18 protein-coding genes are annotated in these 21,698 nt (G+C 69.4%); 3 read left to right on the forward strand and 15 right to left on the reverse strand.

The genetic code is table 11. The features are described 5' to 3' along the window. Positions 1-88: 88 nt before the first annotated feature. The 4 genes from OG729_RS06780 to OG729_RS06795 all read right to left on the reverse strand — a co-directional run bounded on the left by OG729_RS06780 (position 89) and on the right by OG729_RS06795 (position 3,596). Entirely contained in the window at positions 89-1,453 is a 1,365-nt protein-coding gene (locus OG729_RS06780; RefSeq protein WP_405804925.1) for a PP2C family protein-serine/threonine phosphatase, read from the reverse strand. A gap of 54 nt (positions 1,454-1,507) precedes the next feature. Next, a complete protein-coding gene (locus tag OG729_RS06785; RefSeq protein ID WP_360880751.1) occupies positions 1,508-1,882 on the reverse strand; it encodes a hypothetical protein in 375 nt (124 codons plus the stop codon). A gap of 117 nt (positions 1,883-1,999) precedes the next feature. Continuing rightward, the gene (locus OG729_RS06790) at positions 2,000-2,428 is read right to left on the reverse strand and encodes a (2Fe-2S) ferredoxin domain-containing protein (protein ID WP_405804926.1); all 429 of its coding nucleotides are present in this window, start codon (positions 2,426-2,428) and stop codon (positions 2,000-2,002) included. Between the two features lie 103 nt (positions 2,429-2,531). Further along, positions 2,532-3,596, reverse strand: a complete 1,065-nt coding sequence (locus OG729_RS06795) for a bile acid:sodium symporter family protein (RefSeq protein WP_405804928.1) — start codon at positions 3,594-3,596, stop codon at positions 2,532-2,534. A gap of 124 nt (positions 3,597-3,720) precedes the next feature. Here OG729_RS06795 and OG729_RS06800 point away from each other — a divergent pair, with 124 nt between their 5' ends. Beyond that, positions 3,721-4,623: a LysR substrate-binding domain-containing protein gene (locus tag OG729_RS06800; RefSeq protein WP_405804930.1), complete on the forward strand. Its 903-nt coding sequence runs from the start codon at positions 3,721-3,723 to the stop codon at positions 4,621-4,623. 27 nt (positions 4,624-4,650) lie between these two features. Here the strand turns inward: OG729_RS06800 and OG729_RS06805 are convergent, their stop codons facing one another. Then, the gene (locus tag OG729_RS06805) at positions 4,651-5,631 is read right to left on the reverse strand and encodes an AsnC family transcriptional regulator (protein ID WP_360880739.1); all 981 of its coding nucleotides are present in this window, start codon (positions 5,629-5,631) and stop codon (positions 4,651-4,653) included. A gap of 116 nt (positions 5,632-5,747) precedes the next feature. Here OG729_RS06805 and OG729_RS06810 point away from each other — a divergent pair, with 116 nt between their 5' ends. After that, positions 5,748-7,247 (forward strand): MFS transporter, encoded by a 1,500-nt coding sequence (locus tag OG729_RS06810; RefSeq protein ID WP_405811075.1) that lies wholly within the window; start codon positions 5,748-5,750, stop codon positions 7,245-7,247. A 232-nt stretch (positions 7,248-7,479) separates the two neighbouring features. Then, positions 7,480-9,279 carry an AMP-dependent synthetase/ligase gene (locus tag OG729_RS06815; RefSeq protein ID WP_405804931.1) on the forward strand — a complete coding sequence of 600 codons (1,800 nt, stop codon included), beginning with the start codon at positions 7,480-7,482 and terminating at the stop codon, positions 9,277-9,279. A gap of 200 nt (positions 9,280-9,479) precedes the next feature. Here the strand turns inward: OG729_RS06815 and OG729_RS06820 are convergent, their stop codons facing one another. The 10 genes from OG729_RS06820 to pqqB are packed head-to-tail and all read right to left on the reverse strand — an operon-like array spanning position 9,480 to position 21,688. Next, the gene (locus OG729_RS06820) at positions 9,480-10,502 is read right to left on the reverse strand and encodes a chitinase (RefSeq protein WP_405804932.1); all 1,023 of its coding nucleotides are present in this window, start codon (positions 10,500-10,502) and stop codon (positions 9,480-9,482) included. A 5-nt stretch (positions 10,503-10,507) separates the two neighbouring features. Continuing rightward, on the reverse strand, positions 10,508-12,235 hold the full coding sequence (locus OG729_RS06825; RefSeq protein WP_405804934.1) for a carbohydrate-binding protein: 1,728 nt from the start codon (positions 12,233-12,235) through the stop codon (positions 10,508-10,510). Further along, positions 12,232-14,409 carry a discoidin domain-containing protein gene (locus OG729_RS06830; protein ID WP_405804935.1) on the reverse strand — a complete coding sequence of 726 codons (2,178 nt, stop codon included), beginning with the start codon at positions 14,407-14,409 and terminating at the stop codon, positions 12,232-12,234. The genes OG729_RS06825 and OG729_RS06830 overlap by 4 nt, the downstream gene beginning before the upstream one ends. Further along, positions 14,406-16,361, reverse strand: a complete 1,956-nt coding sequence (locus OG729_RS06835; RefSeq protein ID WP_405804936.1) for a glycosyl hydrolase family 28 protein — start codon at positions 16,359-16,361, stop codon at positions 14,406-14,408. Before OG729_RS06835 ends, OG729_RS06830 begins: the two co-directional genes overlap by 4 nt. Positions 16,362-16,371: 10 nt before the next feature. Continuing rightward, positions 16,372-17,154 carry a heparin lyase I family protein gene (locus tag OG729_RS06840; protein ID WP_360880718.1) on the reverse strand — a complete coding sequence of 261 codons (783 nt, stop codon included), beginning with the start codon at positions 17,152-17,154 and terminating at the stop codon, positions 16,372-16,374. Continuing rightward, the gene (locus OG729_RS06845; protein ID WP_405804937.1) at positions 17,151-18,722 is read right to left on the reverse strand and encodes a glycoside hydrolase family 88 protein; all 1,572 of its coding nucleotides are present in this window, start codon (positions 18,720-18,722) and stop codon (positions 17,151-17,153) included. The genes OG729_RS06840 and OG729_RS06845 overlap by 4 nt, the downstream gene beginning before the upstream one ends. Further along, positions 18,719-19,816: a pyrroloquinoline quinone biosynthesis protein PqqE gene (gene pqqE, locus OG729_RS06850; RefSeq protein ID WP_405804939.1), complete on the reverse strand. Its 1,098-nt coding sequence runs from the start codon at positions 19,814-19,816 to the stop codon at positions 18,719-18,721. Before pqqE ends, OG729_RS06845 begins: the two co-directional genes overlap by 4 nt. Then, positions 19,813-20,073, reverse strand: coding sequence for a pyrroloquinoline quinone biosynthesis peptide chaperone PqqD (pqqD, locus tag OG729_RS06855; protein ID WP_405804941.1), 261 nt, complete (start codon positions 20,071-20,073; stop codon positions 19,813-19,815). The genes pqqE and pqqD overlap by 4 nt, the downstream gene beginning before the upstream one ends. Next, a complete protein-coding gene (gene pqqC, locus OG729_RS06860) occupies positions 20,070-20,795 on the reverse strand; it encodes a pyrroloquinoline-quinone synthase PqqC (protein WP_360880709.1) in 726 nt (241 codons plus the stop codon). The genes pqqD and pqqC overlap by 4 nt, the downstream gene beginning before the upstream one ends. Beyond that, entirely contained in the window at positions 20,792-21,688 is an 897-nt protein-coding gene (gene pqqB / locus OG729_RS06865; protein ID WP_405804942.1) for a pyrroloquinoline quinone biosynthesis protein PqqB, read from the reverse strand. The genes pqqC and pqqB overlap by 4 nt, the downstream gene beginning before the upstream one ends. Positions 21,689-21,698: the final 10 nt, after the last annotated feature.

The raw sequence follows: 21,698 nt of genomic DNA on the forward strand, positions 1-21,698 counted from the left end.
AACGGCGACGGCTGGGCGAAGAGTTCGTGAATGCGAGTGGCCGGATTCGGTCGGTCGGCGGGCCGGGCGGGGCGCGGACCTGCTGACCTCAGTCGGCGGTGGCGGTGGCCGACTCCGGGCTTTCGTGTCGCTCAGGGATGCGGACGGCGATGAGTGCCACATCGTCGCTGCCGGCCTGTGCGAGGCCGGTGAGCAGCTCGTCGCAGAAGGACTCCAGGGGTTCCTGGGCGAGGGCGGCGGCGTGCTGGCGAAGCCGGGCGGCGCCGCGGTCGAGGTTTTCGGTGCGCCGTTCGATGAGGCCGTCGGTATAGAACAGGACGGTGGAGTTCGACGGCAGAACTTCGGTGGCGTCGGGACGTAGTTGGGTGGAATCCACCCCCAGCAGCATGCTGCGGCCCTCCGTCAGGAATCGCGTGTCGCCTTCCGCAGTGATCAACAGCGGAGCGGGATGGCCGGCGACGGCGTATTGCATACTCCACCGCTGATGCTCGTCGGGCTTCACCACCAGTGCGTAGATGCAGGTCAGGGTCTGGTGCGGGTAGAGAATGCTGATAGCCGCGTCCAGCCGGCCGAGGATCTTGCCCGGCGGCTCTTTGCGGTCGCTGGCGATGCCCCGCAGCATGTTGCGCATGTGGCTCATGGTCACGGTGGCTTGCAGGTCGTGGCCGGCGACGTCTCCGATGATGAGGGTCATGGCACCGCCGGGCAGCACGAACGAGTCGTACCAGTCTCCGCCGACCTGGGAAGTGGCCAGGGCGGGCTGGTAGCGGGCGGCCAGCTCGAGGTATCCGTCGGTGGGCAGATCGGGCAGCAGGGAGCGTTGGATGCGCTCCCCTGTGTGCTGGACCTCGCCGTGCAGACGTGCGTTCTCGACGGCGAGCGCGATGCGGTGTGCCAGGTCCTCCGCCAGCGGAAGACTGCCCTCGTCCAGCGCACCGGTAGCCGTTGTGCGTGCCAGGGTCAGAGCGCCCAGTACCTGGCGGCGGGCCCGCAGCGGCGCGATCACCACCGTGTCGGCTCCCAGGTGGTCGAAGAGTTCCAGCTCCCTGATGTGCAGTGGATCGGGCGCGCCTGCGGGTGCGGTGAAATTCGTGACGAGCAGTGGGCCGGCGCCCCGCAGCGCGCGGGCCACCGACGCAGCCGATTTCTCGGACACGGGTGGCAGCTCACCCTCGTACAGGCCGGGTGACAGCAGATCCGACTCACGGTGCTCGATCACCTTCCGGTGCAGGCGGCCGTGTTCGTCGAGCACATCCACCGCGCACCAGTCGGCGAGACCGGGCACCAGCGTGCGGCACAGGCGTCGCAGACCCTCGTCGATGTCGAGGGTGCTGCCCAGCGCCTCAGCGGCGTTGGTCAGCAACGTCAGACGGTCCAGGGCGTGCTGTACTGCCCGGTCCACCTCATGGACGGCCTCGGTCGGCTCTTCGTGACTCTGCGACTTCGGCCCCATGCACATGCACCTCTTCCGCGTCTGCCGGTCCGGCCGCAGTCGAGGGCGCCCTGCTCAGTGGTCGGAGTAGCTGAAGTCCCCTACGGTCCAGGCGCTCACGTCCTTGATGGCGATGCGGTACATCCCGCCGGTCTCCGGAATCCCGAGACTGCCCTGGAGGATCCTCGCGACATGAAAGTGCAGATGTGAGGGTTTGTCGCCCTGCTGGGCCGGGGCGCCCGCCCCGGCGGTCACAAAAATGGTGGCGAACGGGCCGAGCCGGTCCGAATCCTTGAGAACCTCAGCCACCCGCGCCCTCCACACGGCCTCAGGAGCCAGCCGTCCGGTGATAACGGCACCAGGGACGACCACGGTCAAGGACATCTGATTGGTTTGCTCCGACTCCACCATGGCGGCGACGTCGACGAGCAGATCATCAGGCTTCGACATGAGTACCAATTCTACTCTGAGGGCGCCGCTGGAAGAGGCCGGAACCCCGCCCCAGTGCGGGCTGACGGCTTCTGACCGGCAGCACATCGGTTGCCCGGCCGGCGATGCGGGTCGATGTCACTTGGACCCTGTCCGGCGCGAGGTGCGGGCGCGGCGCCGGGTTTCCGCCGGGGCCGGGATCGTCTGGAGTTCGAGCGTGGCCGGGAGTTCCGCAAGGCCCGGGCCGCCCGCCCGCACCCAGGACAGGATGTCGTCCGTCGCGTCGTCGTCCAGTGCCCAGCCGATCCAGGCCGCGCGGGCCCCTCGACCGCGACCCTCCGTGGAGGGCTGGACCACGATCACATTCGCCTGGCCGCAGGGGCCGAGGCAGTCGCTCGTACGCACCGCAAGCCGCCCGCCGGAGTCCGCGGCGGCCTCGCGCAGCCTGGCAAGCTGGCCGTCGTGGTCGGTGCCGGGGTTCTTGCGGGCGTCACCGCAGCAGCAGCCGCGGCATACGACCAGGGTGCAGGGGCGGGGCCCGAAGGGGCGTATGGCGTACGTCGTCACCTGGCGATCCTGTCAGTCGCAGGGCGCGTCGGGGTCGGCGATGCGCCCCAGCAGGGCGACGAATTGATCACGTTCGGCCGGGGTGAGGTCCGCGAGCAGCTCGTCACGCAGCCCAACTCGACCCGCTGCGCCGCGAATTCGGGGCCTTGGAGGCTGGGGCGCGCCCCGGGGCGGAGTGGGGCAAAGCCACCGCCCCCGCATCCCTCGACCTCCGCTTCGCCAGCACCGCACACACCATCAACTGCATCTGATGAAAGAGCATCAACGGCAGCACAGCCACCGCCGCCTGCGCCCCGAACAGCACAGTCGCCATCGGCAACCCCGCCGCCAAGCTCTTCTTCGACCCCGCGAACTGGATCGCAATCCGGTCCCCCCGCCCGAACCCCAGCCGCTTCGCCCCGTACCACGTAAGCAACAGCATCGCCGCCAGCAGCACCGCCTCCACCCCCAGCAGCGCCACCAGCCGCACTGGAGTCACCTGGTGCCAGACGCCCGCGACCACGCCCTCGCTGAAGGCCGTGTAGACGACCAGCAGGATCGACCCCCGGTCGACATACCCGAGCGCCCTCTTCCGGCGCGTCAGGAACCCGCCGACCCACCGTCCCAGCAGCTGCCCCGCCAGGAACGGCACCAGCAGTTGCAGGACGATCCTGATCAGCGAGTCCGTCGAGAGGCCGCCCGCGCTCCCGCCCAGCAGGAGCGCCGCCAGCAGTGGCGTGAGCACGATGCCGGCGAGGCTGGAGAAGGAGCCCGCGCAGATTGCCGCCGGCACATTGCCGCGCGCGATGGAGGTGAAGGCGATCGAGGACTGGATCGTCGACGGGACGAGACAGAGGAACAGCAGCCCGCTGTACAACTGCGGAGTGAGCACCTGAGGCTCAAGGACCCGCGCCGCGAGGCCCAGCAGCGGGAAGGCCAGGAACGTCGCGGCCAGCACCGTCAGATGGAGCCGCCAGTGCCGCAGACCGTCCAGCGCCTCGTGCGTCGACAGGCGCGCGCCGTACAGGAAGAAGAGCAGCGCCACCGCCCCGGTCGACGCCCCGCCCACCACGTCGGCCGCCGCACCCGACGCCGGGATCAGTGCCGCGAGGCCGACCGTCCCCAGCAGCGCCATGATGTACGGATCTACCGGCAGCCAGGACGGCAACTGCAGCGTGCGGCGGCTCATGTGCTCACTTTGCTCTCGGTACGGGTCGTGCCCCCTCCATGCTCACCCTGGTCGGACCGATCGGGAATCCCGTACACCGCTCTGACTGTCATCACGATTAGCGATAGCAGGCTACTCTCGAAGGATGTACGACCCGGCCCAGCTCCGCACGTTCCTCGCCGTGGCGCAGACCCTGAGCTTCACCCAGGCGGCGCGCCGCCTCGGGCTGCGGCAGTCGACCGTGAGCCAGCATGTGCGGCGGCTCGAGGACGCGACCGGGCGGCAGCTGTTCGCGCGGGACACGCACAGCGTGGTGCTCACCGAGGACGGCGAGGCGATGCTCGGCTTCGCCCATACGATCCTGCAGGCGCACGAGCGCGCGTCCGCGTTCTTCACGGGGACGCGGCTGCGCGGGCGGCTGCGCTTCGGGGTCTCCGAGGACTTCGTGCTGACCCGGCTCCCGGAGATCCTTCAGTCGTTCCGCCGCGATCACCCCGAGGTCGATCTGGAGCTCACCGTCGAGCTCTCCGGCACGCTGCACAAGCGCCTTGAGGCGGGCCGACTCGATCTGGTGCTCGCCAAGCGGCGCACCGGTGACACCCGCGGCGAGCTCGTCTGGCAGGACGCCCTGACCTGGATCGGTGCCCCGCAGCTGCGGCTCGACCCGGACCGCCCGGTGCCGCTGATCGTCTTCCCGCCGCCCGGCATCACGCGCGCCCGCGCCCTGGAGGTGCTTGAGGCGCACGGCCGCGCCTGGCGGATCGCCTGTACGAGCACCAGCCTGAGCGGCCTGATCGCGGCGGCACAGGCCGGTCTCGGCGTGATGGCCCACACCCGCGGTCTGATCCCGCCGGGCCTGGTCCCGGTCCCCGCCCGCGCGGACCTGCCGGAACTGGGCGATGTGGACTTCGTACTGCTGCACAACCGCCACGCGGGCGCGCACCACGGCGCGCAGGAGGCGGCGGATGCGCTGTCCGCGTCGATCCTCGCGGGCGGCGACCGGCTGCACCGCCCGGCCGGGCCGCGGCCGCCGGTCACTCGCCGGTGAAGTCCGTCAGCACGCAGCCCACCGGCTTCAGCGGCGCTCCTCGTATCTCAGCTGCTTGATCGTCCGCAGGACCGGCGCGGACTCCACATGCTGTACACCCGCCAGTCGGCCGAGGCTCTCGTTCAGATAGCGGTAGACGGATGCCGTGTCACGGCAGACGATCACCGCGACCAGATTGCAGTGCCCGGCCGTCGCGGCGGCGAAGGCCACCTCGGGATGGGTTGCGAGCGCGCGGCCGACCGTCTCGAGGGCCGAGGGCGCCGCGGTGATCCACAGCAGGGCGCGAGTGCCGTAGCCGAAGGCGTCGGAGTCGAACTGCACATCGATGAAGAGCGCGCCGGAGCGCCGGAGTTGGTCGAGCCTGCGGCGTACGGCGGACTCCGAGCGGCCGGTGGCTTTCTGGAGCTCGGCGAAGGACGCCCGGCCGTCGGCTTCGAGGGCGGTGACGAGCGGTTCGTCGTCCTCGGTGATGCGCGTGACGCCGCCGGGGGCCGACGGCTCCTCGTACACCGGTCGCAGCGCGTCGGCCTGTTCGGGAGTGAGCGCGCCCTGTTTGCCCAGCCAGCCGGCCGGCCCGCCGTAGAAGCCGTGCAGCAGCTGATGGGCGCGGATCTCGACGATGCTGGGGGTGCGCGGAAGCTTGCCGAGGAGCAGTTCGTCGTGCTCGCCGCGGGTCCGCATCCGGATCATGCCGACCACCTCGGTACCGCCCGAAGCGAGGCCGATCCAGGCGGTGTCGGGACGGCGTGCGAGAGCGCGGGCGATGGCGTCCGCCGCGTCGGGGGTGCAGCGCAGTCGCAGCATCCACCGCTCCTGGCCGAGGCGTTCGACGTCGCGTACGCCGACGACGCGTACGCCGACTTCCGCTCGCAGCCGCCGGAAGCGCCGGGCGACCGTCTGGTCGGAGACGCCGAGTACGGCGGCGAGCCGGCTGAAGGGCGCGCGTCCGTCGATGTCCAAGGCTTGCAGCAGCTGCCGGTCGAGCGCGTCCGATGCGTGCGATTCCACCGCTGAACCGCCTCTCCGTGTCGGATTCCGGCGCCTGTTCGCGATCGACTGCGGGATCGCGGGCTGGTTCTCGGATCGTACGGCAGGTAGGAACACCGATGCCGACGGAGGACGTCATGGGCAAGTGGAGGCCGCTGACCGCGGTCTGTCTGGGGACTTTCATGCTGTTGCTGGATGTGACGGTGGTGATCGTCGCGCTGCCGGACATGGCGGGTGCGCTGGACGCCTCGCTCAGCGATCTGCAGTGGGTGATCGACATCTATGCGCTGGTGCTCGCGGCGCTGCTGCTCGGCGCGGGGGCGGCCGCCGATGTGCTGGGGAGCCGCCGGATGTATGTGGCGGGCATAGCGCTGTTCGCGGCGGCGTCGCTGGGCTGCGGCCTTGCGTCGGGTCCGGCGGCGCTGATCGCGATGCGTGGCGTGCAGGGGCTCGGCGCCGCCGCGATGTTCGCCACCACGCTGTCGCTGCTCGCCGCCGAGTACCAGGGGCGGGAGCGGTCCGTTGCGCTCGGGGTGTGGGGCGCGGTCAGCGGAGCGGCGGCGGCGCTCGGCCCGGTGCTCGGCGGAGTGCTCACCCAGAGCCTGGACTGGCGGTGGATCTTCTTCATCAATCTGCCGGTGAGCGTGGCGGCGATCTGGATGACGCTGCGCGCGGTGCAGCCCTCCGGACGCGGCTCGCGGCGCATCGACTGGGCGGGTACGGCGTCGTTCGCGCTGTTCGCCGGGGCGGCAACCTACGCGGTGGTACGGGCCGGTGAGGCCGGCTGGACGTCTGCCCGCACCGGTGTGTGGTTCGCCGTCGCGGCCGCCGGTCTTGCCGCCTTCGTCGCGGTGGAGCGTCGGGTGGCCGATCCGCTGATCGATCTCTCGCTGTTCGCGCGGCCCTCGTTCCTGGCCGTGATGGCCGCGGGCCTGGCCTACAACGCGGCCGCCTTCGGGGTGCTGCCGTACACCTCGATCTGGCTGCAGACGCTGCTCGGCATGAGCCCGGTGCGGGCCGGGCTTGCGCTGTTGCCGCTCGCCGCAACGGCGTTCGTGGCGGCCGCGGTCTCGGGCCGGCTGCTGCACGGTGCGCCGCACCGGTGGGTGATCGGCGGCGGGCTGCTGCTGATCGGTGGCGGCACGGTGGCGCAGGGCGTGCTGGACGCCGATTCGGGGTGGGCCGCCGTGACCGCCGGGCTCGCCGTCGCGGGCATCGGTGTCGGCCTGGTCTCGCCCGCGCTCGCGGGCGCGGCGCTGTCTTCCGTGCCGCAGCGGAACGCGGGCATGGCGGGCGGCGCGGTCAATACGTTCCGCCAGCTCGGCTACGCACTCGGCGTCGCGGTCTTCGGTACGATCGCCACCGCCCGGATGACGACGTCGCTCGACGGCGCCGGCGTCGACGGGGCCGCGGGCGCGGCGCACACCCTCGCGGGCGGCGGCGCCACGGCGCTGCGTGCCACGACGGCCGAGACAGTACTGCGGACGGCCTTCGCGTCGGGGCTGAACACCGCGGCGGTGGCGGCAGGGATCGCCGGACTGCTGGCAGGCCTCGCGGTGCTGCTGTGGGTGCGGGCCCCGGCCGCGCCGGAAGCACAGGTACGGACCAATCCGCCCGTAGCCGTAGAGCGAGGGTGATCGCACCGTACAGATTTGGTGGAGATTCGGGCGCGGCTTACTTACTCTGCGGTCAGAAGCACGTCCGAACCTCCCTCCCCGCGACCGGCTATCCGTCCCTGACCTGTGCTGATGCCATTCGTCCACAGTTCTGGAAGGCTCTCCCGCCCGGCGGCCCGGTGGGGTAGCGTCACGGCGCTGTGCGGGGAGCGCCACAAGGAGCAGGCCATTGCGCGAGTTCACTGTCCCACCCATGGACGCAGCGCCTCAGGTCGGCGGACTTGCGGACGCGGTCTTCGACCATGCCGACGACGATCCGGACCGGGTCGTGCTCGGCCGCAAGGACGCGGCGGGACTCTGGCAGGACATGACCTCCGAGCAGTTCCGCGACGAGGTGCTGGCGCTGGCCAAGGGGTTGATCGCGCACGGTGTGCGGTTCGGGGACCGCGTCGCGCTGATGTGCCCTACGCGCTACGAGTGGACCCTCTTCGACTTCGCGATCTGGGCGGTCGGCGCGCAGTCCGTCCCCATCTACCCCACCTCGTCGGCCGAGCAGGTCTTCTGGATGCTGTACGACTCCGAGGTCACGGCGTGCATGGTGGAGCACGAGGACCACGCCATGACCATCGGATCGGTGGTGGACCGGCTGCCTCAGCTGAAGCGGCTGTGGCAGCTGGACACCGGGGCGGTCGCCGAACTCTTCCAGGCGGGCGAGCACATCGACGACGACGTGGTGCACCGGCACCGACGGGCGGTCACCCCCGACTCGATCGCCACGATCATCTACACCTCGGGCACCACCGGCCGCCCCAAGGGCTGTGTGATCACGCACGCCAACTTCATGTTCGAGGCCGACACGATGATCGCCCGCTGGGAGCCGGTGTTCCGCTCCAAGCCCGGCGACGAGGTCGCCACCCTGCTGTTTCTGCCTCTTTCGCACGTCTTCGGCCGGATGGTCGAGGTGGCGGCGATCCGCGGCCGGGTCAAGCTCGGCCATCAGCCGGTGCTGCAGGCGAGCGTGCTGCTGCCGGACCTCGCGTCCTTCCGGCCGACGTTCATCCTGGCCGTCCCGTACATCTTCGAGAAGGTCTTCAACGCCGCCCGCCGCAAGGCCGAGGCCGACGGGAAAGCGGGCCCCTTCGACAAGGCCGTCGAGGTCGCGGTGAAGTACGCGGAGGCCCTGGAGCACCGGGCCTTCGGGCTCGGCCCCGGCCCCTCCGCCGGACTGCGGTTGCAGCACCAGTTCTTCGAGAAGCTGGTGTACGGAAAGGTCCGTGACGCGATGGGCGGCCGCGTGCGGCATGCGATGTCCGGAGGCTCCGGCATGAACCGGCGGCTCGGCCTCTTCTTCGAGGGCGCGGGCGTCACGGTCTTCGAGGGGTACGGACTCACCGAGTCCACCGCGGCGGCGACGGCCAACCCGCCCGAGCGCACCCGGTACGGCACGGTCGGCCAGCCGATCCCGGGCACCACGGTGCACATCGCGGAGGACGGCGAGGTGTGGCTGCACGGCGGCAATATCTTCGCCGGGTACCTCGGGGACCCCAAGTCCACCGACGCCGTGCTGCATGACGGCTGGCTGGCCACCGGGGATCTCGGCGCGCTCGACGAGGACGGCTATCTGACCATCACCGGGCGGAAGAAGGAGATCCTGGTGACGTCGGGCGGCAAGAGCGTCTCGCCCGTGGGCCTCGAGGAGCGGGTGCGCCATCATCCCCTGGTGGCGCAGTGCATCGTCGTCGGCAACGACCGTCCGTACATCGCGGCCCTGGTCACCGTGGACCAGGAGGCCGTCGAGCACTGGCTGGCCATGCAGAACAAGCCGCCGCTGCCACCGGCCGAGATGGTGCGGGACCCGGAGTTGGAGTTGGAGATCCGCCGGGCGGTGGTGGCCGCCAACACCCTGGTGTCGAAGGCCGAGTCGATCCGTACCTTCCGGATCCTGGCGCATCCTTTCAGCGAGGAGCACGGGCTGCTCACGCCTTCGCTGAAGCTCAAGCGGAAGGCGATCGAGGCCGCGTACGCGGTCGAGGTGGACGCGCTCTACGGCTGACAGGCGCGGCGACTGCCCGGCACGGAGCGTGCGTTCCGCGCCGGGCGGCCGCTGTCGACGACCGGCTAACCGATCGTCACCCGGAAAAACCTGTCGGACCCGGCCGGCTCACCCCCGTCCGCGTTCGTCGTCGAGGGCCAGAGCTGTGTGTTCCTCCGTGGGGGGATGGGGAGTGGGGAAGGTATGCCGCCGACGGGGTGTCAGCCCCCGTACTGGGCGACGACCTTGGTGTAGGCGTAGGGGGACTGGGACACACCGCTGCACGCGTCCCCGGCGCCGCCCGAGCCGCAACTGCGGTCGCGGTTGACGGACCAGAAGGCGTAGCGCGCGATGTGGTGCTGCTGGGCATAGGTGAGGATCGTCTTGAAGTCGTTCAGCGTGACGGTCTCCCCGGCCTCGTCCGTCTTGCCGTTCATCGACGAGACCCCGATGTGCCGGTAGGCGACGGAGTCGCTGTATGCGTACGCGCTCTTGACCGCGTTCTTGAGGCCTTCCAGGGCGCTGACCGAGGCCTGGCCCATGGTGCCGCTGTGCCCGCCGAAGTCGAAGGGCATGACTACCCAGGCGTCGGCGGCCAGACCCGCCCTGGCCCCGCGCTTGATCAGGTCCTTGCCGGTGGCGTCCGGGCCGCTGGGCGTGGTGCCCATGGTGATGTACGTGACGATGCCCGGGTTCTTCTGCTCGACGATCTTCAGCGCGTCGACCACCCGCTGCCGCACGGTCGCGTTCCCGAACTCGGTGTTCTCGATGTCGATGTCGAAGGCCTTGAGCCGGTAGGCGTCGATCACCTTCTGGTATGCCCCGGCGAGCGCGGTCGCGCTGGAACACTTCTCGCCGAGCTTCGCGCCGCTCCAGCCGCCGACGGAGACGACGATGTCGCCGCCGGCCGCGCGGATGGACTTGATGGCCGACTCGTCGGAGCCGCCCTTGAGGGCACGGCTGCCGTCCCACTTCGGGTTGCAGCCGCCGTCGGAGAGGATGAAGGCGAGTGTGAACCACTTGATGCCGGTGGCGGCCATGACGTCGGTCGGCTTCTGGGGGCTGCCCCAGCCGAGGTATTCGTACGGAGCGGCGGCCAGCGCGCCGGATGCCTTGGGCGTCGCTGCCGGCGGTTGGGGCGTGGCGCCGGCGGCGGGGAAGGCCGCCAGTGCCAGTGAGCCCAGCAGTCCGGTGACTGAGGCGCCGATCACGGAGTTACGGAGCCGTGTGGTGGGGGGTCGCACGTCGGTCATCCCCTGTCGAGGTAGTCGAGGTTGGGTGCGCCGTTCGCCGTCGTGGCGGTGACGCGTACGGTGTTCGAACCCGCCTTGAGCGGGACGGTGAGGGTGGCGTCGGCCCAGGCGGTCCAGGCGCCGGTGCCGTCGAAGGCGCGGCCCGCCGAGACGACGGCGCCGTTGACGGACACATCCATCGGGCGGCCCGCGGCGGTGCCGTTGGCGTACCGGAAGGTCAGTGCGGCCTCGCGGGCGGTGGCCGACTCGACCGTCCACTCCACATACGCCCCGGCCGCATTGGGCGTGTTCACGTAGCCGCTGCCGCTGAAGCCGCCGTGGTCGCTGTCGACGGTCGACCCCGCGCTGTACGAGGCGTTCTCGGCCTCGTACCGGGCGCCGGTGCCCGACTGCGGCGTGGCCCGGATCAGCCGGGTCTCCCCCGGCCGCAGCACCGCGCTGTAGGAGCCGCTCACCACTGGGCCGCTCTGGCCCGACCAGAGGTCGGTGACGGCGGCGGCCCCGGAGAAGCCGACCTGCGACCAGTTCACGCTGACGGTCTGGTTGCCCGAGGTCCCGGTGTTGAAGAGCGCGACGATGTAGTCGCCGCCTGCCTCGCGCTTGCTCCAGACCTGCTTGGGACTGGAGTTGACGATGCGTTTCGCCGCGACGCCGTCCTGGTTGACCGCGATCAGCCGGTCGTTCGTCAGCATCGCCTTGTCGGTCGCGTTGAGCGCGGTGAGGTCGGTGCCGAGCAGCAGCGGGGAGGCGGCCATCGCCCACAGCGTCATGTGCGAGCGCCGCTGGTCGGCGCCCAGGCCGACCTGGTCGCCGTTGCCGATCTCCAGCGAGTCGAGGTCGTTCCAGCCGCCAGGTCCCGCGTACTGCTGCCAGTTCGCGGCCGAGGTGAAGCGGGAGGTTACCTTGTCCCACGTGGTGAGGGGGAAGCCACTGCCGTTGGGCCCGGGGCCGCAGTAGCACTCGACATCGCCTTGGGTGCGCCAGCTGTTGGCGAGCTGTCGCCAGGTGGGCGCGTCGGCGATGGCGAGGTTGTTGGAGAGGGCGTAGTTGATGGGCCGGCCCGAAGCGCGCAGGGCCTTGTCCCAGGCGCGGACGTCGGGGATGTCATGGCTGCCGACGCCGTCGATCTTCAGATAGTCGACTCCCCAGGAAGCGAACTGGCGGGCCCAGGAGTTCACGAACTCCTGGGAGCCGGGCTTGCTGTAGTCGATGTAGTACATGTTCTTGCAGTTGTAGTTCTTCTCCAGCTTGGACGTGTCGGCGATGTCCTTCGCGTGGTACGAGGTGCCTTCGATCGGCGTGTTCTTGGTGACGGCGTTCTTGGCGATGCCGGGAGTGACGTAGAAGCCGAACTTCAGCCCCTTGGAGTGGACATAGTCGGCCAGCGCCTTGATGCCGGAGGGGAATTTCGCCTCGTCGACGGCCCACCGCCCGTACTGGTCGACCGAGAAGCCGTTGGAGTCGCACCTCTGGTAGAAGTCGTCGAGGTTGATGTAGACGTAGCCGTGGTCCTTGAGACCGCTGCTGACCAGCGCGTCGGCCTGGGCCTTCAGCTTGGCCTCGGTGGGCCAGCGGCGTACGAAGCTCCAGCTGGACCAGCCCATCGCGGGCCGCAGGGACTGGCCGTTGTCCGATGCGGCGGCGGGCGGCGGGGCCGCGGTCAGTCCGGCCGCGGCGAGCGGCAGCGCGAGCGCCGCCGCCAGCAGGGCTTTATGGGCTCTCATGGCGCCTCCACGTCGAGATGGTCGAGATTGGGTGCGCCGTTCGCGCTGGTGGCGGTGACGCGTACGGAGTTGGCCCCGGCAGTGAGCGGGACGGTGAGGGTCGAGTCGGCCCAGGTGGTCCACGCGCCGGTGCCGTCGAATGCCCGGTTCGCGGACACGACCGTGCCGTTCACCACGACGTCCAGCGGGCGGCCCGCAGTGGTGCCGTTGGCGTACCTGATCGCGATCGAGGCGCTGCGGGCGGTCGCCGACTGGACCGTCCACTCCACATACGCCCCGGCCACGTTGGGCGTGTTGACGAAACCGGTGCCGGTGAAGCCGGTGTGGTCCGAGTCGACGGTGGCACCCGTGGAGTATGCGGCGTCCTCGGCCTCGTGGCGCTGCGGCGCCGGAGTGGTGGTGCCGCCCGCCGCGTAGGCGCTCCCGATCCAGGCCTCGTCGATCCGCAGCCGCTTGTAGCGGGTCGAATCGCTCGATGCCGCATGGGTGTTGACGACTTCGAGGCGCACATGGCGGGTGGTGGTCGCGGGGATGTCGATGACGGCGACCCCGCGGCGGCTCGGCAGGGTGCCGGTCTTGACGGGGCTCCCCCAGTTGGTGCCGTCGCTGCTGACGTACACCCGGTAGTCCCTGATCCGGGCGGACTGTTCGGTGGCCGAGCGTGCGTAACTCACCGAGTCCTCACGCTGGTTGACGCCGAGATACTGCACCCGCCCGGCCGACCCCAGGTCGAAGCGGAGCGAGACGGGGGTGGTCTTGTTGCTGTCCCAGTAGGTGCGGTAGTCGCCGTCCGCGGCGGCCTCGGCGCCGTGCCCGGCTGCCGATGCACTGGCGCTCATCGTGTACGAGGCGGCGGGGATGATGCCTTCGCGTCCGGCCGTCGTGACCTTGAAGACGGTGTCGTACGCATCCCAGCCGCCGAGCCCGCTGAGACTGAGCGTTCCTCCGCTCTGGCTGTACGCAATGGGCACGCCGGTACGGAGGTTGGTCACCCCGGTCACCCGGTAGCCGTTGTCCCGCAGCCGCAGGGTGGATGTGGACGGCGGGGTCAGCACATGGATGTAGTGCTTGTCCGGGTCGGCCTTGCTGACGGTGGTGACTCCGTGCGCGCCGTCGTTCCAGAACCCGGGCGCGAGGCCCCCGTGCACATAGCCGCCGCCCTCGGTGGCGTTCAGCGACTCACCGATGGCGTCGAGATAGCCCTTGGCGAAGTTGTTGAACGCGACCTGGTTGGCGGGGAGTTTGCCGTTGACCATGGCGGTCTCGGCCATCAGCGCCTTCACCGAGGAGCCGACGTTGGTGATGAGCCGGCCGAGGGTGAGCTTGCGGTCGACGGAGGGATCGGAGCCGGTGTACCACCACGATCCGGTGGAAGGGAGCTTGAAGTCGGCCTCGATGAGCCGGGGCGCCGCCGTGTAGACCGCCTGGGGGTAGTCGTACGACGGGCTCATCCCCGTCTTCTGCTCATTGCTGATCATGTCCATGATCGGCGTGTCTTCGTTGTTGTTGCTGATCGTGTAACCCGGGCGCTTCTGGTACACCTGCGCGTAGAGGTTGTGGCTCTCCCAGTACGCGTTGTCGTTGTCGATCCAGAAGCCGCCGAGGTCCGGATAGCGGTCCATGACCTCGAAGAAGTTGTCGTAGCTGAACTCCCCGAAGCCGTCCCGGCCGGTCAGATCGACGGTGCGGCCCTTGTACTTCGAGTACGCCGCCGAGTCGAGCCACTCATGCCCGCCCTCGTTGTGCCACTGAGGGTCGTCGGTCATGTACAGGATCGTCTTGAGGCCCTTGGCCTTGGCTGCCGTGATCAGCTCACCGAGGAAGTCGCGCTTCGTACTGCAGCTTCCGGGGATCTTGGACGGCCAGGGGCGTGCGTAGCCCAGGCGGCTGTGGAAGGTCGCGAGCACCAGGTACTGCGTGTGCAGCTTCTGCGCCTCCTGGACCCAGTAGTCGGGCGTCCAGCCGCCACCGGTGACATCGGTCTCCCACTGGCCGCAACTGTCGTGCGACGGGGCAGTGCGCTGCCCCCAGTGCAGGAAGAGACCGCCGACGGAGGCGCGCAGGAAGTCCTGGCGCGGGTGCTGGAGATCGGCACGGGCGGGTCCCGGCAGGGTGAGCGCGCCCAGGAGCAGCGCGCCAACCAGCGCCAGACGCGCCCAGAGTCGTCTGGTCATGCGGGGCCGTCCAGATAGTCGATGTTGGGTGCGCCGTTCGGGGTGGTCGCGGTGGCGCGTACGGTGTTGGTCCCCGCCTTCAGGGCGACGGGCACGGTGACCGTGCGCCAGGAGGTCCAGGCGCCGGTGCCGGCGAAGGGGGAGCCCCCGGCGACGGTGACGCCGTTGACGGCGATGTCCATCGGGCGTGCGGTGGTGGTGCCGTTGGCGTACGCGAGGGCGAGGTCGACGCTGCCCGCCTCGGTGGCGTTCAGCGTCCACTCGACATAGGCGCCCACCGCATTGGGAGTGTTGACGAAGCCCGCGCCGGAGTAGCCGGTGTGGTCCGAGTCGACGGTCGAGCCGGTGGAGTACGCGGCGTTCTCGGCCTCGTAACGGGTGGGCGAGGGGCCAGGGCCGCCGCCGTCACAGTGCTGGCTGGAGCCGGTCTGACCGATCCGCAGCTCGCCCCCACTCGTATTGGCGCTGCCCGCCACGCAGTAGCCGTTCACCGACTGGAAGAGGAGGTCCGCTGGGCTGTTGCTGCCGCGCTGCGCGGTGAAGCGGTCGAAGCGGATACCGGTGGCGTTGTTGGCGATGACGGCGGGCCGGCCGTCATTGGCCGCGAACCGCACCTCGCTGTCGGTGAAGCGGACGTTGTCGGCGTTTCGGATGTACCAGCCGTAGGCGGGGCGGGTGCCGATCGCCTTGGGGTTGTAGTCCTTAGGGTCGTTGCTCGGCGGGTTGGTGGACATGCTGCCGTTGCCGCCGGGCACGGTGATGTCGACGTTGTTGAAGGTGATGTCGTGGATGCGGCCGCTGCCGGACTCGCCCCAGATGGTCGGCGAGAAGGACGGGGTGGTGCCGGTCGCCTTGATGTTGGTGTACGTGATGTTGCTGATGGAGCCGACGCCGGGACTGTTCCCGCACCGTTTCCTCGTACCGACCTTCTGCATGATCGGCGAGCGGACGTCGGTCATGGTGATGTCCTTGTAGTGGACGTCCGAGATCTTGGCGCCGTCCATGGAGACCAGACCGAGGCCGGACTTGTCCGAGCCCTTGATGGTGATCCGCTCGAAGCGATAGTCGGTGAAGTCACCGCAGGTCTCGGAGCCGAACATCAGCGCGTTGCAGCAGCCGGCGGAGAGATAGGAGTCGGTGACGGTGACATGCCCGTTGTTGAGCTTGGCACCGAGCGCGTAGTCGCTCTTGAAGGCGAGCGCGTCGTCGTTGGCCTCGAGGTGGGCATTGGTGATCTTGACGTGGGTGGTGGAGATGATGTTCCAGCCGTCGCGGTCCATCGCCGTGTCGATGGTGAGGCGGTCGGAGACGACGTTGTCGCAGTTGTTGAGGAGCGCGGCGAAGTGGCCGCCCTCGCGCAGCGTGATGCCGCTGAGGGTGAGGTTCTTGCAGCGGGTCAGCGAGATGATCTTGTCGGCCTCTCCGGACTTGGGGTTCCCGGTGATGAGCGCGCCGTCGCCGTCGATGACGCCCGAGCCGGTGAAGCCGATGTTGCTGAGGTTGTCGCCGTAGATCATGGCGTTGTGGAAGTGACTGTGGCCGTAGTCCTGGTAGTCGTCCCACTGGTTCGACTCGGGCGGGTCATAGGTGTCCGCGCCGTTGCCGCTGATGGTCGACCCCGCGTCGAGCTGCAGGGTGACATTGCTCTTCATCTTGATGGTGTTCTTGGACTCGTACGTCCCCGGGGGAAAGCGGACGATTCCGCCGCCTGCCGTGTTGGCGGCGGTGATGGCCTTGTTGATGGCCGCGGTGTCGTTGGTGGAGCCGTTGCCGACGGCGCCGTAGTCGCGGACGTTGAACTCGGGGGCAGCGGGTGCGGGTACCGCTGCCGCCGCGGGGGTCGCGAGCGAAGGTGGTGCGGGCGGCTCGGCCCCGGCCGGCGGCTGCGCGATTCCCAGCGCGACCAGGAAGCCGAGCAAGGCGGTGGCGGCGGTTCTCGTTAAGTTCTTCACGTCGTCCTCCTCAGACGAGCTGATAGCCGCGCATATTGGTGAGGAGCATGTGGCAGTTCTGCAGGGAGCCCGAACTGTCGCCCAGGGAGCGGTAGATGCCCCACTTGGGGCGCACCCGGTCGGCGAGGAAGGTGTCCACGCCCGACTTGGACTTGTCGATCACCGTGGTGCCGCCGCTCTTGAGGATCCAGCGGACCGATCCCGACGTGCCGTTGCCGATCTTGATCTGGAAGTCGACGTCGGTCCACTTGTTGTGCAGCGGTTCGAGGTTCGTACGGCCCACGAGCACATCGCCCGCGATGACCTTGAGCTCGATGGTCTGCACGCCGTTCACGCGTCGCAGCGACTGCACGACGATCGGCGAGGAGCCGGTGCCGGGCTGCTTCATCTGCATGATGTGCGTGAAGCTGGTGGTCGCCTTCAGCGTGCTCGGGATGTACATCGAGTACGTGACGCGCCAGGTCTGGCCGGACTTCCACTGGAGGTAGGAGCCGCCGTTGCGGCAGCCGGTGACCTCGTGGCGCTGCCGGTCGGTGCTGGTGTCCCGGTCCACGGTGTGCATGTTGAACCGGAAGTTGTCGCCCTCGGCGAAGATGTGCGGTGCGCCGGCCGGGTGGGAGCCCGCCCGGTCGTCCTCGATCGTCTCGAAGGCCTTGAGCTTGTCGCCGCTCGCGGAGGGCGACCAGCGCAGCTGCCAGGAGGCGGTGCTCGCCGCGGTCGCGAGCGACGGCAGTCCTGCCGCCACGGCGCTGCCGACAGCTGCGCCCAGTACGGCTCTGCGGGATGTGTTCATTTTCCTTCACCTCGGCCGGAGTTGTTCGCCCTCAGTTGTTCGTTCATGATGAGAAACGCACCGAGACCGTGGAAATCGTTGGTCTTCCGGTCGCGCTGGATGTAGTAGCCGTAGTTCCCGACATTCGTCCCGATGGAAATGTCGGTGAGATTGGTGCGGCCGTCGCCGCCGAGCGAGATCTTCTGCAGCACGCCCTGATATCCGCGCTGCGCCACCTGTGCGTAGTGGGCGTCGGCATATCCCTGCTGTGCGGCGCGGGAGAGGGCGAAGGTGAACATGCTGGAACAGGACGTCTCGGTCCAGTTGTCGCTGCGTGAGCCCTTGTCGACGACCTGGAACCAGCGGCCGGTTTCCGGGTCCTGGTACTTCTCGATGCCCGCGGCCAGATTCCGCAGCAGGGTCAGCAGCTGGGCGCGGCGCGGATGGTCGGCGGGCACGGCGTCCAGGACGTTGACGATCGCCATGGAGTACCAGCCGATCGCGCGGCACCAGTGCTCGGGCGCGAGACCGGTCTTCGGATCGGACCAGCTCGCGTCGCGCGACTCGTCCCAGGCGTGCTTCAGCAGCCCACTGCCGACCTGCAAATGGCCGCCGTAGACGGCGAGTTGCATAGTCGCCTCATTGCTGGTGTACGTCGAGTCGCCGAATTCCTTTCCGTACTCGACCAGGAACGGATTGACCATGTAGACACCGTCGGCCCAGAGCTGGCTGCGCCGGGAATCCGATGTCGAATGCCAGAATCCGCCTTCCGAGGTGCGCGGATAGGTGCCCAGCCGGTCCCGGATCTTCTTCGCCGCCTTCTGGTAGCGCGCCTGTCCCGTCTCGTGGTGGAGGATGGTGAGCAGCCGTCCGGCCTGCATGCTGTCGAGATTGTTGAAGCTCTGCCCGATGTTTCCGCCGCTGTCGACGAATCGGTCGACATAGCTCTTGATGTAGCTCAGATAGCGGGCGTCGTGGGTGCGCTGGTAGACGAGGTACTGGCCGTAGAGATACAGGCCCACGGGATAGGACCAGCCGCCGATCTGGCTCGGCGAGTAGCGCGCCATCGTGGACTCGACCATCGCGACCGACCAGTCGGCGGCGGAGGGGCTTTCGCCGACAGTGAGCGAGTCGAGGTTGGGGCCGCCGGCCGCGGTTGCGGAGGTGGCTCGTACGGTGTTGGACCCGGCTTTCAGGACTGCGGTGACGTTCTTGGTCTGCCAGCCGGTCCAGCTTCTGGTGGAGTCGAAGGCCAGATCGTCGGCGACCAGTTGGCCGTTGACGGTGATGTCGAGCGGGCGGTTCGCCGTCGTGCCGTTGGCGAATCTCAGGGCCAGGGTGGTGCTCGTGGTCTCGGCGGAGTCCACCGTGAACTCGACATGACTTCCGGCCGCGTTGTCGTAGTTGACGAATCCGGTTCCGGTGAATCCGGCGTGGTTGCTCTCCACGGCGCCCTGGTGGATGAGGGCGCTCTCGGCCTCGTACCGAACGGCCGCGGTCGGGACTGCGGGGTCCGAGGTGGCGGGCACGGCGGACAGAGCGCTGCCCGCGAGAGCAGCCGCCAGCAGCAGGGGAGTCAATCGCTTCATGGTCCTTCCTTGCGGTAGGCGTACGCGGGTGCGGCCATCGGCGGGTGGTCGACGAGGTCGCGTACGAACGCGTGGTCCGGCGAGAGGTGGCAGACCGGGTCCGTACGGGTGGCGTCGCCGGTGAGGGCGTACGCCTGGCAGCGGCAGCCGCCGAAGTCCTTGGTGCGCAGCTCGCAGCTGCGGCACGGCTCCTGCATCCACTCCTCGCCGCGGTAGATGTCGAACGCCTTGGACTCGCGCCAGATCCACTCCAGGGAGTGGTCCTTGACGTTGGGTGCGTCCAGGCCGGGCAGCGCGGCGGCTGCCGGGCAGGGGTAGACCGTGCCGTCGGGCGCGATGGTGAGCGAAACCGCGCCCCAGCCGCCCATGCAGGGCTTGGCGGTGCCGTCGATGTAGTCGGGCACGACCCACACCAGGTCCATCCGGCCGGCCAGCCGCTCGCGCCACCGCTCGACGCGTTCGAGGGCGTCGGCGATCTGCTGCCGGTCCGGCAGCAGGGCGGCCCGGTTGCGCAGGGCCCAGCCGTAGAACTGGGCGTTGGCCAGCTCGATCCGCTCCGCGCCCCAGGCCAGGCCGAGTTCGAGCAGGTCGTCGAGCGCGTCCAGATTGGCCCGGTGGAGTACGACATTGAGGCCGAGCGGCAGCTCCGCCTCCTGTACGAGCCGGGCCGCGCGCTCCTTCGCGGCGAAGGAGCGGGCTCCGGCGATGAGCTCCGAGGCGACGGGGTCGGCGTGCTGGACGGAGAGCTGCACACTGCGCAGCCCGGCCGCAGTCAGGGCCGCGAGCCGCCTCTCGTGGAGCCCGACGCCGCTGGTGACGAGTTGGGTGTGGATGCCCGCGCCGTCGGCAGCTGCGACGATCTCTGTCAGATCGCGGCGCAGCAGCGGTTCGCCGCCGGACAGATGGCTCTGTACAACGCCCAGGTCAGCGGCCTGACGGAAGACATCGGCCCACTGCGAAGTGGTCAACTCCTCTGACCGACCGACCAGTTCGACGGGGTTGGAGCAATAGGCGCAGTGCAGCGGACAGCCGTGGCTGAGCTCCGCGAGCAGCGCCCACGGCGGATCGACGTCCGTGCGGATGCGGTCCGTCATTTCAGCCAGCCCTCCTTGCGCAATCGGCCCAGAAATACCGGGACTTCTTCGGCCACCGGCGCGCCCGGGTGGCGCTCGGCGAGCTCCGCCACGATCGCGTCGACGTCACGCTCGCCGTCGCAGAGCCGCACGATGGATCCGGCGTTGCCCTGGAGCACCACCACGCGCTCCGGCAGTACGAGCAGATCGGTGCCCCGCACCCGGTCGTGCCGTAACAGCACCGACCGTGAGAGCACCGGTTTCCAGCTGTCGGTCATGTCCGCTCCCCCGCGCCGTCGACAGCGTCGAGCAGGGACCAGAGCACATCGCATTTGAAGCGGAGGGCCCCGACGGCCGCCTCCTGCTCCTGCCGGGTCCGCGCCCATGCGAGTACCAGCGCGAGCGCCTCTTCGCTGTCGCGGCCGCCCTGCCCGATGCGAGTGCGGAAGTAGGTGAGTCCGTCGGCCTCGATCCACCGGTAGTGGCGTTCGAAGGCGTCGATGCGGGTGCGCATGATGGTGGGCGCGGCGAGTTCGGTGAGCGAGGCGGCGACGGCTTCGAGCGGGGAGCGCAGCCGGCAGAAGTTGACGTATCCGTCGACCGCGAGCCGCACGCCCGCGAGCACTTCCGCGCCCGACCGGAGCCGCTCGCGGTCGATCCCGGCGGCTTCACCGAGCCGCAGCCAGCGTTCGATACCGCCCGCGCCCTCGACGAGTCCGTCGTGGTCCTGGATCCGGCGCAGCCAGGAGCGGCGCAGCGCCGGGTCGTCGAACTTGGCGAGGATCAGGGCGTCCTTGACGGGGATGTGCCGCTGGTAGTGGAAGCGGTTGAGGATCCAGCGGCGCAGCTCCTCCGGGGTGAGAGCGCCTTCGTGCATCCGTACGTTGAACGGGTGCCGGTCGTGGTAGCGATCGGCCGGTACGGCACGTAAGTGCGCCGTGAACTCCTCCGGGCTCCACAACTCATCGGTGCCCGCAGCGGGCGGGGCGACTGTGCTCACAGCTCGATCACCATTCGGTCGGCGGCGACCTCGAGTCCCCATTCGCCGAGCAGCGCGTGCTGCGGGGCGTCCGGGTCCGCAAGGGGGTTGGTGTTGTTGAGGTGCGTATAGAGGCAGCGGGCGCGCAGTCCGGCGAGCCGTCGCGCGGTGCCGTTCGGCCCGTCGATCGGCAGATGACCCATTCCGGTTGCTGTCCCGGCCGAGATCCCGGTCCGCTGCGGCTCGTCGTCGTCCCAGAACGTGCCGTCGAGGATGACGCAGTCGGCCTCCTCGACGGCCTGCTGGAAGGCGTCGGTCCAGTGGGCGAGGGCGGGCGCGTAGAGCAGGCTGCGGCCGGTGGTTCTCTCGCGCAGCCGCAGGGCGACGACCCAGGTTCGCTCGTCCTCTCCGGTGCCGGCGGCATAGCGAGGGCGTTTGGCCGAAACGGCTACGGCAGCTATCTCCACGGTGCCGCGCTTGTCGAGCGGTTCCGCTTCGCGGCCCAACTCCCGCCATTCGATACGGGTGTACGGGGCGAGTACCTCGCCGAGCCGCAGCCGGCCGAGCAGTGCGTCCCGTACTGGCCGGGTGGCGAGGATGTCGAAGCCGTCTGCCTCGCGCAGCCGGGCGATGCCGAGCGTGTGGTCGAGTTCGGCGTCGGTGAGGATGACGCCCGCCACGGGGGATTCGCGCGGTCCGGGCCCGGGCCGCAGCGCATGGCTGTCCTCTATCTGGTCGCCGATGTCGGGGGTGGCGTTGACGAGATACCAGCGGCCCTCGTCAGCGCGCAGGGCGAGTGAGGCGTGACGACGGCGCCGGTGCGGGTGTGCGCGCGCCCCGGCGCAGCCGGGACACGCGCAGTTCCACTGGGGCAGTCCGCCGCCCGCCGCGGTGCCGAGCACCTGCAGCAGCATGGCGGCGGGG

The organism is Streptomyces sp. NBC_00210 (assembly GCF_045160975.1).
GTDB lineage: Bacteria > Actinomycetota > Actinomycetes > Streptomycetales > Streptomycetaceae > Streptomyces.

Bases quoted from the DNA above. Each gene is read 5' to 3' on its own strand.
- OG729_RS06785 (WP_360880751.1), bottom strand. From the start codon at position 1,882: ATGTCGAAGCCTGATGATCTGCTCGTCGACGTCGCCGCCATGGTGGAG.
- OG729_RS06810 (WP_405811075.1), top strand. From the start codon at position 5,748: ATGGGCAAGTGGAGGCCGCTGACCGCGGTCTGTCTGGGGACTTTCATG.
- OG729_RS06845 (WP_405804937.1), bottom strand. From the start codon at position 18,722: ATGAAGCGATTGACTCCCCTGCTGCTGGCGGCTGCTCTCGCGGGCAGC.
- OG729_RS06780 (WP_405804925.1), bottom strand. From the start codon at position 1,453: ATGGGGCCGAAGTCGCAGAGTCACGAAGAGCCGACCGAGGCCGTCCAT.
- pqqD (WP_405804941.1), bottom strand. From the start codon at position 20,073: ATGACCGACAGCTGGAAACCGGTGCTCTCACGGTCGGTGCTGTTACGG.
- OG729_RS06830 (WP_405804935.1), bottom strand. From the start codon at position 14,409: ATGACCAGACGACTCTGGGCGCGTCTGGCGCTGGTTGGCGCGCTGCTC.
- pqqE (WP_405804939.1), bottom strand. From the start codon at position 19,816: ATGACGGACCGCATCCGCACGGACGTCGATCCGCCGTGGGCGCTGCTC.
- OG729_RS06795 (WP_405804928.1), bottom strand. From the start codon at position 3,596: ATGAGCCGCCGCACGCTGCAGTTGCCGTCCTGGCTGCCGGTAGATCCG.
- OG729_RS06840 (WP_360880718.1), bottom strand. From the start codon at position 17,154: ATGAACACATCCCGCAGAGCCGTACTGGGCGCAGCTGTCGGCAGCGCC.
- pqqB (WP_405804942.1), bottom strand. From the start codon at position 21,688: ATGCTGCTGCAGGTGCTCGGCACCGCGGCGGGCGGCGGACTGCCCCAG.
- OG729_RS06815 (WP_405804931.1), top strand. From the start codon at position 7,480: ATGGACGCAGCGCCTCAGGTCGGCGGACTTGCGGACGCGGTCTTCGAC.
- OG729_RS06825 (WP_405804934.1), bottom strand. From the start codon at position 12,235: ATGAGAGCCCATAAAGCCCTGCTGGCGGCGGCGCTCGCGCTGCCGCTC.
- OG729_RS06800 (WP_405804930.1), top strand. From the start codon at position 3,721: ATGTACGACCCGGCCCAGCTCCGCACGTTCCTCGCCGTGGCGCAGACC.